The 17,227-nt window shown below is 69.2% G+C and carries 13 protein-coding genes; 8 read left to right on the forward strand and 5 right to left on the reverse strand.

Going from position 1 to position 17,227, the window contains the following annotated elements:
- The first annotated feature begins 24 nt into the window (after positions 1 to 24).
- From ILP86_RS11935 to ILP86_RS11950, 4 genes are all read left to right on the forward strand, one after another.
- A complete protein-coding gene (locus ILP86_RS11935; RefSeq protein ID WP_227751215.1) occupies positions 25 to 561 on the forward strand; it encodes a Chromate resistance protein ChrB in 537 nt (178 codons plus the stop codon).
- Positions 558 to 1,757: an MFS transporter gene (locus ILP86_RS11940; protein WP_308431931.1), complete on the forward strand. Its 1,200-nt coding sequence runs from the start codon at positions 558 to 560 to the stop codon at positions 1,755 to 1,757. The genes ILP86_RS11935 and ILP86_RS11940 overlap by 4 nt, the downstream gene beginning before the upstream one ends.
- Positions 1,758 to 1,823: 66 nt before the next feature.
- The gene (locus ILP86_RS11945) at positions 1,824 to 2,447 is read left to right on the forward strand and encodes an RNA polymerase sigma factor (protein WP_193762060.1); all 624 of its coding nucleotides are present in this window, start codon (positions 1,824 to 1,826) and stop codon (positions 2,445 to 2,447) included.
- Entirely contained in the window at positions 2,434 to 3,555 is a 1,122-nt protein-coding gene (locus ILP86_RS11950) for a hypothetical protein (protein WP_141368166.1), read from the forward strand. The genes ILP86_RS11945 and ILP86_RS11950 overlap by 14 nt, the downstream gene beginning before the upstream one ends.
- 62 nt (positions 3,556 to 3,617) lie before the next feature.
- Here the strand turns inward: ILP86_RS11950 and ILP86_RS11955 are convergent, their stop codons facing one another.
- Both ILP86_RS11955 and ILP86_RS11960 read right to left on the reverse strand, forming a co-directional pair.
- A complete protein-coding gene (locus ILP86_RS11955) occupies positions 3,618 to 3,917 on the reverse strand; it encodes a DUF1330 domain-containing protein (protein ID WP_046748534.1) in 300 nt (99 codons plus the stop codon).
- Between the two features lie 182 nt (positions 3,918 to 4,099).
- Positions 4,100 to 4,558, reverse strand: a complete 459-nt coding sequence (locus tag ILP86_RS11960) for a VanZ family protein (RefSeq protein WP_193762061.1) — start codon at positions 4,556 to 4,558, stop codon at positions 4,100 to 4,102.
- 119 nt (positions 4,559 to 4,677) lie between these two features.
- Between ILP86_RS11960 and ILP86_RS11965 the strand changes: the two genes are divergently transcribed.
- Complete coding sequence (locus ILP86_RS11965) at positions 4,678 to 5,514, forward strand: hypothetical protein (RefSeq protein WP_193762063.1); 837 nt, start codon at positions 4,678 to 4,680, stop codon at positions 5,512 to 5,514.
- A 55-nt stretch (positions 5,515 to 5,569) separates the two neighbouring features.
- On the opposite strand, the gene dnaB is transcribed toward ILP86_RS11965, so the two are convergent.
- The gene (gene dnaB, locus ILP86_RS11970) at positions 5,570 to 6,943 is read right to left on the reverse strand and encodes a replicative DNA helicase (protein WP_082066285.1); all 1,374 of its coding nucleotides are present in this window, start codon (positions 6,941 to 6,943) and stop codon (positions 5,570 to 5,572) included.
- Positions 6,944 to 7,500: 557 nt separating this feature from the next.
- On the opposite strand from dnaB, the gene ILP86_RS11975 reads away from it, so the two are divergent.
- Both ILP86_RS11975 and ILP86_RS11980 read left to right on the forward strand, forming a co-directional pair.
- Positions 7,501 to 8,517 carry a hypothetical protein gene (locus ILP86_RS11975; RefSeq protein ID WP_193762065.1) on the forward strand — a complete coding sequence of 339 codons (1,017 nt, stop codon included), beginning with the start codon at positions 7,501 to 7,503 and terminating at the stop codon, positions 8,515 to 8,517.
- 104 nt (positions 8,518 to 8,621) lie between these two features.
- Positions 8,622 to 10,199 (forward strand): chaplin family protein, encoded by a 1,578-nt coding sequence (locus ILP86_RS11980; protein ID WP_193762067.1) that lies wholly within the window; start codon positions 8,622 to 8,624, stop codon positions 10,197 to 10,199.
- A gap of 252 nt (positions 10,200 to 10,451) precedes the next feature.
- Here ILP86_RS11980 and ILP86_RS11985 read toward each other — a convergent pair whose 3' ends face one another.
- Both ILP86_RS11985 and ILP86_RS11990 read right to left on the reverse strand, forming a co-directional pair.
- Positions 10,452 to 10,796: a hypothetical protein gene (locus ILP86_RS11985; protein WP_141368162.1), complete on the reverse strand. Its 345-nt coding sequence runs from the start codon at positions 10,794 to 10,796 to the stop codon at positions 10,452 to 10,454.
- 240 nt (positions 10,797 to 11,036) lie between these two features.
- Entirely contained in the window at positions 11,037 to 13,172 is a 2,136-nt protein-coding gene (locus ILP86_RS11990) for a CapA family protein (RefSeq protein WP_193762069.1), read from the reverse strand.
- Between the two features lie 370 nt (positions 13,173 to 13,542).
- On the opposite strand from ILP86_RS11990, the gene ILP86_RS11995 reads away from it, so the two are divergent.
- Positions 13,543 to 17,226: an efflux RND transporter permease subunit gene (locus ILP86_RS11995; protein WP_193762070.1), complete on the forward strand. Its 3,684-nt coding sequence runs from the start codon at positions 13,543 to 13,545 to the stop codon at positions 17,224 to 17,226.
- The last annotated feature ends 1 nt before the right edge of the window (position 17,227 follow it).

Below are 17,227 nucleotides of genomic sequence, written 5' to 3' on the forward strand. Positions count from 1 at the left end.
GTAACACCTGTTACAGTTTCGAGTGTGACGAAATCGGATGGCTGGCTCGTGCTCCTGGTGCAGGTACCCGCATCACCCTCGCGGCATCGCGTCGCGGTCTGGCGCGAGCTGCGTCAGTTCGGTGCGGTACCCGCAGGGCAGGGCACCTGGGTCACGCCAGATGTGCCTGCGTGCGTCGAGGGGGTCGACCGGGCGCGGGCGCTCGCACAGCGCGGCAACGGCGACATCCTCGTGCTTCGCACCCAGGCCGACGGCGGTGACACCGCCGCACTTCGGAAGCTCTTCGACGCCGCGAGAGCAGACGACTGGGCGGAGTTCGTCGCCGACTGCGCGAAGTACCGCGCCGAGATCGCGCGTGAGATCGAGAAGAAGAAGTTCACGCTGGCCGAGCTCGAAGAGGAAGAGCAGAGCCTCGACCGACTGCAGCGCTGGCACCGCACGATCCGCGCCCGCGACGTGTTCGACTCCGCCTCGTCCAAGGACGCCGACCGCGAGTTGGCCGCGTACGTTCAGGATCTCGCCCGGTTCGCCGACCTCGTCTACCAGGCCGTCCACGCGTGAGCCTGCCGACCGCCGCCGCACCGGCGACCCGCCAGGTCGCACCGCTGTATGCAGCCGGCTTCGTGACGGCGTTCGGCGCCCACAGCATCGCCGCAGGCATCGGGGCGACCGGCGGGGACATCGGTCTCGACCTCCTGCGTCTGGGAGCGCTTCTGGCGATCTACGACCTCGCCGAGGTGTTCCTCAAACCCGTCTTCGGCTCGCTGTCCGACCGGATCGGCGCCAAGCCGGTGATCGTGTTCGGGCTTCTGGCCTTCGGCGTCGCATCGCTCGTCGGGGTGTGGTCGTCGAGCACGGCAGCCCTCGCGATCGCACGGCTCGGGCAGGGCGCCGCAGCCTCGGCGTTCTCGCCCGCTTCCTCGGCGACGGTCGCACGGCTCGCGGCCCCCGGCGCGAAGGGGCGATACTTCGGCAGATACGGGTCCTGGAAGGGCCTCGGCTACACACTGGGTCCTCTCCTCGGCGCCGCACTGATCTTCCGGGGCGGCTTCCCCCTCCTCTTCACGTGCCTGAGCGCGCTCGCCGTCCTCACCGCGATCTGGGTGGCGATCTCCCTGCCCCGACTCGAGCCGCTGCCTCGACCCCGGTACACGGTCGCCGACCTGGTCCGTCAGACGACGGAGCGGGGCTTCCTCATCCCGACGCTCGTGCTCGCCGCGTCCACCGGCGCGCTCGGTGCGGCGATCGGCTTCCTCCCCGCTCTCGCCAGCAGTGAAGGTGCTCCCCTCTTCGCGAGCATCGTGATCGCCTCGGTTCTGGCGCTGAGCTCGGCACTCACCCAGCCCTGGGCGGGCAGGCTCCGCGACAGCGGCCGCCTGAGCGATCGGACCGCGATGACACTCGGCCTCGCGGTGATCACGGCCGGCATCCTGGTCGCCGCGTTCGTCCCCGTGCTCCCGTGTCTCTACGTCGCCGCCGGCCTGCTCGGCATCGGGATCGGCATCTCGACGCCTTTCGCCTTCGCGCATCTCGCCGAGACGACACCACCCGAACGGATGGGGCGCACGATGGGCACGGCCGAACTCGGCCGCGAGCTCGGCGATGCCGGTGGGCCGCTGCTGGTCGGAGCCGTCGCGGTGGCGGCGACGCTTCCCTGGGGTCTCGCGGCACTCGCGGTCGTGGTCGCCGCTTCGGGAGCGACCACCCGGGTCCTGCCGCGATCACCGGGAGGAGAGCGGGCGGAGAGCGACACCTGATGCACTTTCGTCGCCGACGCAGGCCGCCCGATGGAACCGGATCTCCGTGCCGGACGAATACCTAGTGTGAGCAACGACAACGACATCATCCGCGAATCGCTCGAGGCCGCGGAACGGTTCTCCGAGATCTTCGAGCGACATATCGGCGCCGTCTCGGCCTACGTCGCCCGCCGCGTCGGACCGGCTGCGAGCGATGACATCGTGAGCGAGACGTTCCTGATCGCGTTCCGCAAGCGGAGGCGCTACGACTTGACGCGGAGTTCCGCGCTGCCCTGGCTGATGGGCATCGCGACGAATGTCCTCGGACAGCACCGAAGGGCCCAGGCGCAACACTGGCGCGCGCTGCAGGCGTCCGTCGGTCAGCACGACCAGGTGGCTGCCGACGATCACGACCGCTCCTCCTCGCAGCTCGATGCAGCAGGCGAGATCGAGCGCCTCTACCCCCGCATCGCCGCGCTGACGGCCCGTGACCGCGAGGTGCTCTTCCTGCACGCCTGGGGCGATCTCACATACGAGCAGATCGCCGCGGCGCTCGCGATCCCGGTCGGTACCGTGCGTTCACGCCTCAGCCGCATCAGGGCGAAGCTCGCCGCTCCTCCCCCGCCGTCGCCGGCTCAACCCCACCGGCCGCGCGCGGCGACCACCCACATTCGACTTGCCGAGAAAGAGACCATCCATGGACATCCTTGACACGGTGCGGGAGATGAAGCCCACCTACCCCACATCGCCGCAGGCACCTCGCCGCGCCCTCCACCAGGCGATCGCGCAGTCGCGACGTCGCCGCCCACTCGGACGGATCATCGGGATCTCCCTCGCGGGCACGGCGGTCGCCGCGGTCGCCGTCGCCGCCTCCGTACTCATCCCGCCGGGAGTCGTCGGCCAACCGCCGGCCGCCTCGGCATCGACCTATCTCAACGAGACCGCGGCCTCCATCCGATCGGCTGCCGCGCAGCCGGTCCAGGTGACCATGGCGACCAGACACCTGCGCCTCGTCGGTGGTCGGAATGAGCAGTCCCCTCCGTTCGGCAGCTTCAGGACGGATGCCACGGGTGCCGTCGTCACCGAATCGGCTGTGACGTATCTCCATGCGGCGGACGGAAGCTCGTCGCAGACGTCGCACACCGAGTTGCACGCCACCGAGACCTACGGCGACGCCACGGCCGTCCACCGCGCCTGGACTTCGTACTACGGGTCATCCTTCCCCATCGGCGCGGAGCCCCTCACGGTGCGCGATGTCGACGTCGACGCCCCTCCCATCGGGGAACTCCCGGTGTCGACCACCGACTTCCCGTCGGACCCCGCGGCCTTCCTCGCCGCATGGACGACCGGCATGGAGGATCAACTGATCGCTGCCAAAGCAGAAGCGGCGAGGATGCCCATGGACGGCGAACCGGAGTCGAACGGACTGTACGCGAGCATCGAGGAACGGCTCGACATCCCCGCCGCGGAGCATATGCTCAACGAACTCGGACATTCAGTGCCCATCCTCTCCGCCTCCCCGGAGTATCGCGCGACGTTCCTGGAGGCACTCGCCCTGGCAGACGGGATGGCCGTTGAGAACGACGCCTCCGCCGACAAGATCCTGGTGTACGAGACCGACGACGCCCGCTTCCGCCTGACGGTCAATCCCCCGACCGGCTCCATCCTCCGGATCGAGAAGTTCCTGCTCCGGGTTCCCCCCGGTCCCGGGAACGTGTCCATCGAAGACACCACTCCCGTCGAGGTCGGCTCCGCATCCTTCCTCCCGAAGGAGGTTCCGGATTTCGCGGTGACCTTCACGACGGAACCGGTGGGCTGAGCCCGGCACTCCGCAGTGCGCCTCCGCATCCCCTCGGGTGCGGAGGCGCACTGTCGCCGGGCTCAGTCCGCCGCCGGCACCGCCGCGATCACCCGGATCTCCCTCGTCGCGGCATCACCGAGGATGCGCAGCGCCTCCTGATAGGCCTCGGAATGGTACGCCGCCACCGCAGCCTCGAGATCCGGGAACTCGATGATCGTCGTGCGCAACGCCGACTCGCCTTCCAGCACTGCGAGAGGCGCACCCCGCGCGAGGAACCTTCCGCCCCCGGCCCGCATCGCGGGACCTGCGCGCTCGACGTACCGCGCAAGCGTCTCGTGATCTCGAATGCTCGTGAACGTGTTCACCCAATAGACAGTCACCGTGATGCTCTCCCGTCGATCTCGGAGAATCCATCCTGAGCGACCGGCGTATGTCCGACCAGGCCGAGAACCGCCGACGATCGACTCGATCCTGCCGATTCCGCTCGAACGCAGGCTCGGCGCCGACTCGGTGTTCGTGCGGGCCAGGACCGGGCTGACCGCTACCGGAGCAGCATCAACGACTACTCTCCGTCGCCAGCGCGAGATCGGCGGATCGGCCGGAGAACTGTTCGGACGATCCCCACCACGACTGCTCCCACGACGCCGCCCACCGTGTTCCAGACGATGTCCTGCACGTCGGGAACGCGACCGGGTATCGAGGCCTGTACGTGTTCGATCGCGAACGACGTACCGAACACCAGCACGGGCGCGAGTATCCAGAGGCGCCTGCTGAGCGCGAGCGCCACTGCGGCTCCGAGCGGCACGAAGAGCAGAGCATTGAGAATGCTCTCCAGCTGGAGATAGCTCATCGGTTCGACCAGCGGCGCGGCGAAGACGTGGGCGAAGTCCATCAAGAGCGCGCGGGCAGGACCCGCGAATCGGCGCGGTGTCAGTGTGACGGCGACGACCGCCAGCGCTGCGAGACCCGCGACGAGCAGCCGGGGACCGGAGGATGCGCGAGGGCGAGCAGAGGGGTTCATACGTCCACCCCACCGCATCCGATGTTGCGTGAGCGTATGCGTTTCGGGCTGTAGAGCGTCGCGGGTCGGGGCGGCTACCTGACCGAGGTGCCCTTGCCGATGTGCTCTAGCCTGGCGAGGTGATCACCGCACCACGCCGCTTTCCCGCCGGAGCCGAGCTTGACGTCCTCATGCGACTGTACGGATACCGCTTCACACGGACCGGCGGCATCTCCGGGGCCGACCGTACGGACGACTCCGGCGATGTGGCGGCGGCGTCATCGTTCGGCTGGCCGATCCGCGCGGTCGAGCGTCCCACTCCCGCCGATGTCTTCGAACGTTCGATCACCGCCGCCTCGGCGCTGGACGAGGATGCGGTGCTCGGCGCTTTCGTCGCGGGCCTCGGCAGCGCCGCACACGGACGCCAGATCGTCATCTCCTTCGCCTGGGCACGACACCTCGCGACCGCTCCCGTCGACGTCGACGGCCTCCCGGACTGCGGGTTGGCGCGAGGGCAGGGAGAGGCTCATGAGTTCGACGCGACCGAGGTGCTGCTGCGAATCGCGCTCGGCTGGGCGTGGAACGAACAGCCGGCCCGCTATCTCCCTGACCTCGAGACCGCTGCCATGATGGGACTTCCCGTTCCGACGCAGGAGGACCGCGAGCGACTGCGCACCCTCATCGAGGTGATCGACTCGCAGCCGGCCGGCACGACGGCGGGCGGACTCGAGAAGGCCGTCGCCCGCGCCAAGGTCATCCCGGGAACGGACAAGTACCAGCGGTACGGCATCCTCATCGGACTTGCCGAGTACGGTCTGCTGCCGAGCACGCTGCCCCCGAGCTGGGACCGATTCGTGTCGCGCGGGGAAGTCGCGGACGCGTGGGCTGGCGGTCCGCGGTCGGACATCACACCGCCGCTCTCCGGATGGCGCGGAGGCATCGACAGGAAGCGTGCGGATCGGCTGCTCGCCCTCTGACCGTCGGTCTCCGCCCCTCCCCGCGTGGCGACGCCTCATCAGGGAGGATTCGCACTCAGTTGAAGTCGCCGCCGGGAGCCATGTCGGCGAAGCGCGAGTAGTGCCCCTGGAACGCGACCGTGATCGTCGCGGTCGGACCGTTACGGTGCTTGGCGACGATCAGGTCGGCTTCACCGGGACGCACGTCTTTGTCGTAGACCGAGTCGCGGTGCAGCAGGATGACCATGTCGGCGTCCTGCTCGATCGAGCCGGACTCTCGCAGGTCGCTGATGGCGGGCTTCTTGTCGGTGCGCTGCTCCGGACCACGGTTCAGTTGAGACAGGGCGATGACCGGAACCTGCAGCTCCTTGGCGATGAGCTTGAGGCTTCGCGAGAACTCCGAGACCTCCTGCTGACGCGACTCGACGCGCTTGCCCGACGTCATGAGCTGCAGATAGTCGATGATGACCATGCGCAGGCCCTCGCGCTGCTTGAGGCGACGGCACTTCGCCCGGATCTCGACGAGCGTCATGTTGGGGCTGTCGTCGATGTAGAGCGGAGCGTCGTTGATGCGTCCTCGCGTGGCGGCGACCGTGGTCCAGTCGCGCGGGTCGAGATTTCCCTTTCGCATGTTCTGCAAGGGGATGGCACCTTCGGCGCTGAGCAGACGCATGGCGATCTCGCTCTTGCCCATCTCGAGCGAGAAGAAGACGGAGGGGAGGTTGTGACCGATGGACGCCGCGCGCGCGAAGTCGAGCGCGAGCGTGGACTTACCCATGGCGGGTCGAGCGGCGACGACGATCATCTGACCACCGTGCAGGCCGTTGGTGAGCTCGTCGAGCTCCTTGAAGCCGGTCGGCACCCCGGTCATCGACCCGTCGCGACCGCTGGCAGCCTCGATCTCTTCGAGCGCGGCGTCGACGGCGATCTGCAGCGGCACGTAGTCTTCGGCCGTCTCGGATCCGGTGATCGAGTAGATCTCGGCCTGCGCGTTGTTGACGATGTCGGTCGCATCGCCCTCACCGGCGTAGCCGAGCTGCACGATGCGGGTGCCGGCGTCGACGAGGCGGCGCAGGATGGCGCGCTCCGAGACGATACCGGCGTAGTAGCCGGCGTTCGCGGCCGTGGGGACGATCGACGTCAGCGTGTGCAGGTAGTCGGCGCCGCCGGCGCGACCGAGCTCGCCGGTCTTGATGAGCTCATCGGTGACGGCGACGACGTCGGTGGGCTCGCCGTGCGAATACAGCGACAGGATCGCTTCGAAGATCAGCTCGTGCTTCGGGATGTAGAAGTCGGCGCCCTTGAGGGTCTCGATGACATCCGCGACCGCGTCCTTCGACAGGAGCATTCCGCCCAGGGCGCTCTGCTCGGCGAGGAGATCGTGGGGAGGCGTGCGCTCCGGCGCGCGCTTCGCGCCCATGCGCTCCTCTGAGATGTCGGCGATCGACACAGTCTTCCCTTCGATGCGACGTTTCCGATGCGATGTCGTGGTGCGACGTCCGGGGGCGGGCCCCTCGGGTCTCGGCGCTCACGCCGTCCTGAACAGCAGAACAGAGGCTTCCGACATTCGGTCGCTCGCCCACGCTACGAGCGACTGTTTCCCCATGCAAGACGGCCTGTGGATAACTCTGTGGAGAGCGTGCGAACAAGCCTGGAGTGTCTGTGCACAACGGGTGTGGATAACCCCGTGGAGGAGCGCGTATCCAAACTTTTTTATCGGGTTTGAACAGGCTTTTATCGATTCCCCAGGCTGTGGATGAAAATCAGTTTAAATCGGGCGTTGAAGGTTGCCCTCTGCGCGTTCGGGATGTGTAGAACCTGGGGAAAGTCAAGCCGAGATTTCCTCGGGCGCGTCACGCGCTGACATCCGCAGAAACCCGCGGATAACCCCCTAGACAGATCGCCTGCGCGCGAGTATCGTCACCCGCAATCGACGCACCTGCGTCGACAGGCGTTGCCTTCTGAGGGGGAGGCACACGTGCTTGGCCTTCTGAGGGGGAGGTTGACGTGGACGCTCGAGCCACCCGACGCGGCATATCTGCCGGCGTCTTCTGGGGTGGCATCGGCGTGCTCGCGTTGACGACGCTCGCCGTGCTCTTCGCGGGCGGGTCCGCGCACGCGGACGAACAGGAAGACGGCCCCCTCGACGGACTCACCACACTGGTCAGCGAGACGGTGTCCACCGTCATGACCCCCGTGGCTCCGGTGGTCACGCAGGTGGTCGCTCCCGTGGTCACTCAGGTGGTCGCCCCCGTGCAGCAGGCCGCCCCCGCCGTGGTCGCCGCCGTCACGCAGCCGGTCACGAGTGCACCGGTCGTCGGGCCGACAGTGGCACCCGTCGTGAACGCCGTGACCGAGACGGCGGCCACCGTCGTCGCCCCGGTCACCGATACCCTCACCGGAGCGCCGGTCTCGCAGATCACCGACCCGGTTCTCGAGGCCGTGTCCGGCATCCCCGTCGTCGGCGGACTCGCCTCCGACCTCGGCCTGATCTCGGCGGTCGGCGACGTGGTCGATGTCGTCGACGACACCACGGCCCTCCTCGGGAACGTGACGAACGAGATCGTCCCTCCCGTACTGGAAGCCATCGACCCGACGAATCCTCCGACGACCCAGGAACCGATCCAGGAACCAGGCGAGGTCTCCGGCGTCATCGCCGAACCCGCGGTCGTGGCGGCCGCCGTCCTCGCGACGCAGCCTGCCGCCGCGACACCATCGGGGACACCGACCTCGGGGTCCGCCCCCGTGGCACCTCCATCGACCCTGCGCTCAGCGATCGAGAGCACCACCGCTGCCCTCGACCACACCACTCCTGTGCCCGCGGGGTCTCCGCCCGGAGGCGCGCTCGGCACCGCGGTTCCCGCGTCTTCCTCTGCCGGTTCCGGCGGCGGAAGCGGCACGTCCCCCGCGCGTCTCAGCGACGCGAACGCTTCTCCGCTCCGTGCTGGCGAGCGGACCTCCGGCGCTTCCGACGACCAGGTACCCTCCTCGCCGGTCGCCGACACCGACGTCTCTCCTGACTGACGGATCGTCACGTCTTTCCTTCCGAGGAACGACAGATGCCGTGCTGCACGCGCACTCCGATCGCGTGCACCCATCAGACGATCCACCCAGTCAGGAGAACCATCATGCGTACTTCCTTGAAGCGGGCCCTCTGGGGCACGCTCATCGCCGGGGGCATCACGCTCTTCGGCGCGACGGTCGCGAACGCGGCCGAGACGACCGGAGACGACGGACTGCTCTCCGGAACCCAGGCGGAGACGGCGATCACCGCCCCGGTCTCCGTCGTGAACAACGCCATCTCCGTGGTGAGCGACGCCGTCGTGTCGAGCTCGCCAGCCCCCGCGCCGGCGCCCGCCCCGGCACCTGCGCCCGCCCCGGCACCTGCGCCCGCTCCGGCACCCGCACCAGCACCCGCACCAGCACCAGCACCTGCCGAGACGAGCGGCGAGTCGGGGACGGCGTCCGGTACTCAGGCCGCCGTCACCGTCAACCTTCCCGTGACCGTGTCGAACAACGCCGTGAGCGTGACCGACACGTCGACGACCAGCGCCCCGGCCGGGACTCCCCAGAGCTCGGCTCCCCAGACCGACCCATCGGCCGGGGCGCCTCTCGTGACCACGAACGGCCTGGACGGAGTGCTCTCGGGCAGCCAGGCACTGCTCGCGGTCAACGCGCCGATCACCGTGACGGGCAACGCCGTGTCGGTTCTCGGCGACACCGAGAGCACGGCTCCGACCGGGCAGGGAGCCGCAGCACCGGCGCCCTCCACCCCGACCGGATCGACGACGTCCGGTGAGGACGGCGTCGGCAGTGGCACACAGGTCATCGCGCCCGTCACGGCACCCGTCACGGTGTCGGGCAACGCGATCTCCCTGCTCGGCGACACGAGCTCGACGGGCGCCGGCACCGCCGGTCCGTCTGGCTCGTCCGCTCCGGCCACGTCGGCGGGCACCTCGGGCGACGACGCGATCCTCGGCGGCACGCAGGCGACCGCGCCCGTCACGGCACCCGTCACGGTGTCGGGCAACGCGATCTCCCTGCTCGGCGACACCTCGGCCACGGGCAGCGGAGCGGCTGCGACCGCATCCCCCGCTCCCGCGACCGGAGGCAACACGACCACCGGAACCGACAGCGTCCTCGGCGGCACCCAGATCACCGCACCCGTCACCGCCCCGATCGGCGTGACCGGCAACGCGATCTCCGTCCTCGACGACGCCACCGTCACCCGCACCGGAACCGGCGGGACCACCACTCCCGCCCCGGCCACCGGAGGCAACACCACCACCGGAACCGACGGCATCCTCGGCGGCACCCAGGTGGCGCTGCCGGTCAACGTGCCGATCACGCTCGGCGGCAACGCCATCTCCGTGATCGGCGAGGCCACGGTGACCGATCCCGGCACGGGAACCAACCCCGGTACGGACCCAGGAACGGACCCAGGCACGGATCCCGGAACGGACCCGGGAACGGATCCCGGCACCAACCCGGGCACCGACCCCGGCACCATCCCGGGCACGAACCCCGCCAGCTCGACCCCCGGCACGTCCGGAGCCGCTTTCGCCTCGGGCGCAGCGACCACCGGCCAGGCCCACGGACTCGCGATGACGGGTGGAGCGCCCGCTGAAGGACTGATCTCCCTCGCCGCGATCCTGCTTCTCCTCGGAGGCGCTGGACTGCTGCGACGCCGCCGGCTGACGGCGTAGCGATGACGCCGGCGGTGCGCTCGTCCTCGGGGGAGGAGACCCGCACCGCCGGTGCGCCGCTGCGTCCACCCCATACGTCGACGGAGTCGTAGCCCCCAGCTCACACCGTCGTTCGACGCCGGCGCAGAAGGGCGGATGCCCCGTGGAATCCCCACCCACGGGGCATCCGTCGCGCCCGGAAGCGGGTTATCGGCGTGCCGGCCGGGAGTGCGGACGGATGCCCGGGCGGTTCATGCGCTCCCGCGCGATGGTTCAGAGCAAGGCGCCCAGGCGACGAGCGAGGACATCGGCCTGCTGCTCGGCGATCTCGTCTGCACCCGGTTCGTCCGGCTCGAAGCCGCTGATACCCGCATGCATGAGCACTCGCGCCTGGGCGGGGCGCCGGAGCTGATCGAACGACATCGGAAGGGCGGTGCAGCGGGAGTCTCCGCTCAGCAGATGCGCGAGTTCGTGGACGACCACATGCAACCGGTACCAGCGCGGGTCGGAAGCCCGGACGGGGATCCTGGCGCGATCACCCTCCACCAACACGTGCCTGGGCGTCGCCTGCCATTCCGCCTCACCGAGAACCTGCACTTCGATATCGATCCCCATCATGGCGGAGACCCGATCCGTGACGCATTGCACGCTCGCCCCGCACTCGACCTCCAACTCATCGATAAGCCGATCCGCTGGGCTTCGACCACTCACGATTTCCCTCACCCCTCGCAATGCCCGGCCCCCTTTCGACCGAGCAACCCTCACACCTGAGAGATGGAACGGGAGGTCGGATCATTACGCCGAACCGGGGAGACTTTCGTCCAGTCTTCGACGACCTTCGACCAGCCCCGACGCGCGCTATGGCACCTGGAGCACACCGCCCTCGTCGATGAGCGCCGCCGTGTCGGGGAAGTCACGCCGACTCCGCTCGTTCATCAGGTCGGTCACCCGACCGGTCGAGTCGGGATGCGGCGCGCCACCGTCGAACTCGAACCGCACGGGTCGCACCCGCCCGGCCACGAGGCTGCCGTCCGCTCGCAGCCGGACGGAGAGATAGGCGCCGTAGCGTGTCTCCTCCTCGGCGCCGAACACTCCCCCGCCCCCGAAGTTGCCCAGGCTGTAGGCGATCAGACACCCGCGGTAGAACTCCGCCCCGCGGAGCACATGCGGGCCGTGTCCGATCACCAGATCGGCGCCCGCGTCGACCGCTGCGTGCGCGAACGCGATCGGGTCTCCCCTGTTCTCGCCGTACATGAACTCGGTGCCCGGTGTCACCGCGTCGGCGCCGGGGCCCTCCGCCCCCATGTGCGCATGCACGACCACGATGTCGGCCTGCGCCGCAGCAGCGCGCACCAGCTGCCGCACGTGCCGCAGGTCGGTGATGCGGTTGAAGCCGCTGTAAGGCGCGAATCCGACCATCGCCACCGAGGTGCTCCCGACGCGGGTGACGACGATCTCGTCGCGCTCCCCCACGGCGTCGATCCCCACCGCACGCAGGAGCGTCCTCGTCTCGTCGAAACCCGTCCTCCCGTAGTCGTGGCTGTGGTTGTTGGCCTGGTTGAGCAGGTCGAAGCCCTGCAGGTGGGCGGCGGCATCGGGATCGCTCCGGAACGCCAGGCAGCTCGCGCTGCGGCCGCACTTGTCGTACCCGGTCTCCGCGCTGATCGCCTGTTCGAGGTTCCCCGTGACGATGTCCTCCGTGAACCACGGCCGGACATCGTCGAAGTATGCCCGGCCGCGATCATCCGGCACGGCGTGCTGCACGTCGTAGAGGAGGACGTCCCCGACCGCTCCGATGCTCACCTCCCCCGAGCGCGTCGCAGACGAAGCGCGCGCCTCTGACGTGCGCGCCGGGAACGCCGCCGCCGCGCTCAGCCCGACGGCGATGGCGACCAGCACCAGCACCGCCACCGGAGTGCGCCAGGGGATGCGCGGGCGAGCAGCACCACTCTTCCGGTCGGCCCGCAACCGGGGAAGATCCCAGAGCCAGGACAGCCCATCGCGCTCCGTGAGCCGCGCGAGGAAGACGCAGGCCGCCACGAGTGCACCCGTCAGCAACGGCGGGAGCACCAGCGCGCCCACGAGCTGTGCGGCGCTCCCCGCGTCGGACAGGGGACCCACCAGTGCGGCATCCGCGAGCACCAGGAGCGGCATGTGGAGGAGGTAGACCGGCAGGGTGCGTGCCCCCAGCCATGTCAGCCCTCTCCCCAGCAACGGCACCCCCGGGAGCAGGGTCGCGACGGCGAGACCCATCGTCACTCCGACGAACGACACGATCGGCCAGACGCCGGGCACCTGCTCCGCGCCCGTCACTCGCATCACGGCGTAGGCGGCAAGGTAGGCGAGCAGGAGCACCCCTGCCGCGAGACGCCGCGGCCGTGCCGTGAAACGACCGATCCGCGGCGCGAGATAGGCCCCGACCAGGAAGAACAGCAGGTTGTAGAGGAGCGAGCCTCGATTGCTCACCACGTCGACCACGCCGGCGGCGACTGTGACAGACAGCGCCGATGCGGCGACCAGGAGCGTCCAGCGCGGAAGACGCTGCAGCCCCTTGGCCACGAGGAAGTACAGCGCGAGCGCGTAGAGGTACCAGGTGTTCGGCGGGCTGATCGTCACCCCTTCGACGAACTCGGACACGCTGCGGGGAACGAACGTGGGGAAGTCGGGGAACGCCCACATCGCGAGCATGTGGATGAGGGTCCACACCAGATAGAGGTAGAGGAAGCGCACGACCCGAGGTCGCCACACGGCAGCCCACGGCCGCGCCAGTGCACCGGCGGCGAAGTAGCCGGAGACGAGCAGGAACAACGGCATCAGGAACGGCCAGATGAGATCGCTGGCGAGTCCCCAGACACCGGGGATCGGGATGCCGATGCGCCAATCGACCTGCAGGTACGTCTTCAGCACGACGTGCCAGAAGACCACCAGGACGATCAGCAGCCCCTTCGCGGCATCTCCCCACGCCGCCCGGGGTGGCGACGAGACCACGGTCACGCGCGGAGGCCGGTTCGGCGACGAGACGTGGGGTTCACCAGGAGAGCACTCATGCCTTCGAGCCAAGCGCAGCCGATGTTGCGGGAGTGTATGCAGAACCGCATACGTTCCCGCAACCGTGCTCTTCCCGGCCGATCATCGTCCCGCGGGATGACCGGTATCAGCCCTCGGGGGGATGTCCCGGTGCGGCCGAACCGGCAGGCTCGAAGCATCGACCGTGTCGCCGCTGCGCAGTCGCCTCTCATCGATCTGTGCAGGAACCGGGCGGGAACCGGTACGGCCCGACGACTGGCGGCTGCCCGCCGGCCGCACCCGCCGCGCGTCCGCCTGTCCGTCCGTCGCGCCTCACACGAAAGCACGCCACCGCGCCATGTCGTTCCTCACCCGCAGCAGTCTCAAGAACCGCCTCATCCTCTCGCTCGCGACGCTCGCGATCGTCGCCCTCGGGCTGATATCGATGAACTCGCTCAAGCAGGAGCTGATGCCGTCGCTGCAGGCGCCCATGGCTTTCATCTCGGCGCAGTCGCAGGGTCTTGCCCCCGAGGAGATGGCGAGCACCATCACCGAGCCGCTGGAGCAGGCGGTCCGCGCCGTACCCGGCGTGACCAGCGTCACCTCGACGACGGCGACCGGCGACGCGCAGGTCCTCGTCGAGTGGACCTTCGGCGAAGACGACGAGGAGACGTTGCGCACCATCCGCAGCGCGGCGGAGTCCCTGAAGCCCGGCTTCCCCTCCGGCACCGAGGTGAACGTGGCCTCGGGGGGCGCGGGAGACCTGCCCGCGATGGTGCTGAGCGCGGGGACCAGCGGCGACCAGGAGGCCTTCGGGGACGCCCTGCAGCAGACGGTCGTCCCGGCGCTGAAGACCGTCTCAGGTGTTCGCGACGTCACGCTCGCCGGTCAGGAGACGCAGCGCATCACGATCGACCTCCGCTCCGCAGACGTCACGCGCCTCAAGGTCGAGCCCTCCACACTCGGACCGCTCCTGGAGGCCCACGGAGCGGCGCTCCCCGCCGGCCAGGCGGATTCGGCCGAGGGCCCGCTCTCGATCACGGTCGGATCCCGGCTGGCGACCCTGGAGGACATCCAGACCCTCTCCGTCCCCACCCCCGACGGCGCGGTCGCGGTGGCCGACTTCGCCGACGTCTCGATCGAGACGGTTCCGGCGCAGACCATCTCGCGCGTCAACGGCAAGCCCTCCCTCACGCTCCAGGTCATCCCCTCTCAGGGCGCCAACGTCGTCGACATCTCGCACGGCGTGAACGCCGAGCTCGACCGGCTCGCACCGATCCTGGACGCCGAGTTCGTCACCATCTTCGACCAGGCGCCCTACATCGAGCAGTCGATCCACGACCTCTCCGTGGAAGGCGGTCTCGGCCTGCTGTTCGCGGTGCTCGTGATCCTGGCCTTCCTGCGCTCATGGCGCTCGACGATCATCGCGGCGGTCTCGATCCCGCTGTCGCTGCTCATCACTCTCGTGGGCCTGTGGTGGAGCGGCAACACTCTCAACATCCTGACCCTCGGCGCGCTCACGATCGCGATCGGACGCGTGGTCGACGACTCGATCGTCGTGATCGAGAACATCTCGCGGCGACGCGGCGATGGTCCGCTCACGATCGACGGCATCGTCGCATCCGTGCGGCAGGTCGCCGGCGCCATCACCGCATCGACGCTCACCACCGTCGCGGTGTTCCTTCCGATCGCGTTCGTCTCGGGTATCGCCGGTCAGCTGTTCCGCCCGTTCGCTGTGACCGTCTCGATCGCCCTGCTCGCGTCGCTCGTGGTGTCGCTCACCATCGTGCCCGTGCTCGCCTCGTGGTTCTTGAACATGGCACCCCGACACCGGACGTCGACCCCCGAGGGGGCGCAGCCCTCGTCGGCGGAGTCGGTCGAGGACGGCAGTACTGCCGCCGCGGCGACGACGACAGCGGTGACGGCAGCGCTCGGGACGGCCTCCTCCTCCGCCGAACCCGCCCGCGAGAGCGACATCCCGTCGGAGCTCGACGAGATCCACTCCGCTCCGGACCGCCTGCAGCGCACGTTCATGCCGGCCCTCAACGCGACCCGTCGGCACCCGGTGATCACACTCGTGGCCTCCGCGCTGCTGCTGGTCGTGACCCTCGGCATGACCCCGTTCATCCAGACGGACTTCCTGGGGTCGTCCGGCCAGGCGAGCCTCCAAGTCGTGCAGACCCCGCCGAAGGAGGCCACGGCCGATCTGGTCGCCGCGGCGGAACCCGTCGAGAAGACGCTCGGGAAGATCGACGGGATCGCCGACATCACCACGTCGATCCCGGTGCCGACCCCCGGCACACCCACCTCGATCACGTACGACCTCCGCGTGGAGGACGGCGCCGAGGTCGCGGATGTCGAAGCACAGGTGCAGAAGGCCCTCGACGGGCTGCCCGACAGCGGAGAGATCGAGCTCGCCGCGCAGGACGCCTCCCTGGCGGGGGCGAGTGACGGCATCGCCCTCCAGATCCAGGGCAACGACCCCACCGCGCTGCGGACGGCGAGCGACCTGCTCGAGAAGCAGCTGGCCGACGCCGACGGAGTGCGCTCCGTGAAGAGCGAGCTGTCCGGTGAACAGCCGGTGCTGCGCGTGAAGGTCGACGAGCCTCTGGCCACGCGCCTCGGATTCGACCGCTCCATGATCGCCAAGGCCGTTCAGGAGGCGCTGTCCGGAACCACGGTCGGCACCCTCATGTACGAAGGCCAGGAGCGCGACATCGTCGTGCGCACGCCGGGATCGGCACGCACCGCCGACAAGCTCGGTGAGATCATGCTTCCGGTCACGCCCCAGCAGACCGCCGAAGCGCAGAAGGCGGCAGCGGACGCCCTCCAGGCCAAGGCCGATGCGAAGGCGAACGAGGCCAAGGTCAAGGCGGAGAACGAACTCAATTCGCAGATCAACACGGCCACGAAGCAGCGCGCGGAGATGGCCGGCCAGATCGGTGCCCTCAACCGTCAACTGGCCGAGCTGTCGGCAGCACCCATCGTTCCGGCGGACCCGCTGAGCCCCGACGACGAGGCCATGTTCAAGGCCCAGACGGAGCGCGCAGAACAGCTCGCCGCACTCCAGAGTGCGATCGACGGCGCGCAGTCCGGGATCACGGCCGCCGACGAGCAGATCAAGGCCCTGCGTCAGAGCCGCTCCGACGCCGCCGCCCAGCAGGCCGAGGCCGAGGCAGCCGAGGCCGAGCAGAAGGCGGCCGCCGAGGTCACCGGCACCGCGATCCCGCTCGCCGCGATCGCCACGGTCGAGGAGGAGCTCACTGCTCCGACCATCACACGCGCCGATGGTGAGCGCCAGATCACGCTCACGGTGACGCCGGAGAAGGGCGGGCTGTCCGCCGCCGGACTGGCCATCGACAAGGCCATCGCCGAGACCGACCTGCCGGCAGGGGTCACCTTCGAACAGGGCGGCGCGTCGGCGCAGCAGGACGAGGCGTTCAGCCAGCTCGGTCTGGCGATGCTCGGCGCCATCGTGCTCGTGCTGCTGGTGATGGTGGCGACGTTCCGCAACTTCCGTGGTCCGCTCGTGCTGCTCATCTCGATCCCGTTCGCGGCGACCGGGGCGATCCTCGGGCTGCTCCTCACCGGTACTCCGATGGGCCTGCCCGCGCTGATCGGACTGCTGATGCTGATCGGCATCGTCGTGACGAACGCGATCGTGCTCATGGACCTGGTGAACCGCCTCCGCGAGGCGGGCGCGAGTCTCGACGACGCCGTGGAGCACGGCACGCGTCTGCGACTCCGTCCGATCCTGATGACGGCGGCCGCCACGGTGTTCGCCCTGATCCCGATGTCCCTCGGGCTGACCGGTGGCGGCGTGTTCATCTCGAAGCCCCTCGCGATCGTGGTGATCGGCGGGCTCGTGTCCTCGACGCTGCTCACGCTCGTGCTCGTGCCGATCCTCTACACACTGGTGGAGCGCCGGCGGGACCGCCGCATCGCGAAGCGCGCGGAGCGACGCGCACGGCGCGAGGAACGGCGTGCCGCGGCAGCCGAGACCCCGACCGACATCTTCGAGGTCGCAGGCGAGCGCGAGTAGC

This window comes from Microbacterium sp. R1 (assembly GCF_015159725.1).
In the GTDB taxonomy this organism is placed as follows: Bacteria; Actinomycetota; Actinomycetes; order Actinomycetales; family Microbacteriaceae; genus Microbacterium; species Microbacterium oxydans.

Bases quoted from the DNA above. Each gene is read 5' to 3' on its own strand.
- ILP86_RS11960 (WP_193762061.1), bottom strand. From the start codon at position 4,558: ATGAACCCCTCTGCTCGCCCTCGCGCATCCTCCGGTCCCCGGCTGCTC.
- ILP86_RS11985 (WP_141368162.1), bottom strand. From the start codon at position 10,796: ATGATGGGGATCGATATCGAAGTGCAGGTTCTCGGTGAGGCGGAATGG.
- ILP86_RS11995 (WP_193762070.1), top strand. From the start codon at position 13,543: ATGTCGTTCCTCACCCGCAGCAGTCTCAAGAACCGCCTCATCCTCTCG.
- ILP86_RS11950 (WP_141368166.1), top strand. From the start codon at position 2,434: ATGGACATCCTTGACACGGTGCGGGAGATGAAGCCCACCTACCCCACA.
- ILP86_RS11980 (WP_193762067.1), top strand. From the start codon at position 8,622: ATGCGTACTTCCTTGAAGCGGGCCCTCTGGGGCACGCTCATCGCCGGG.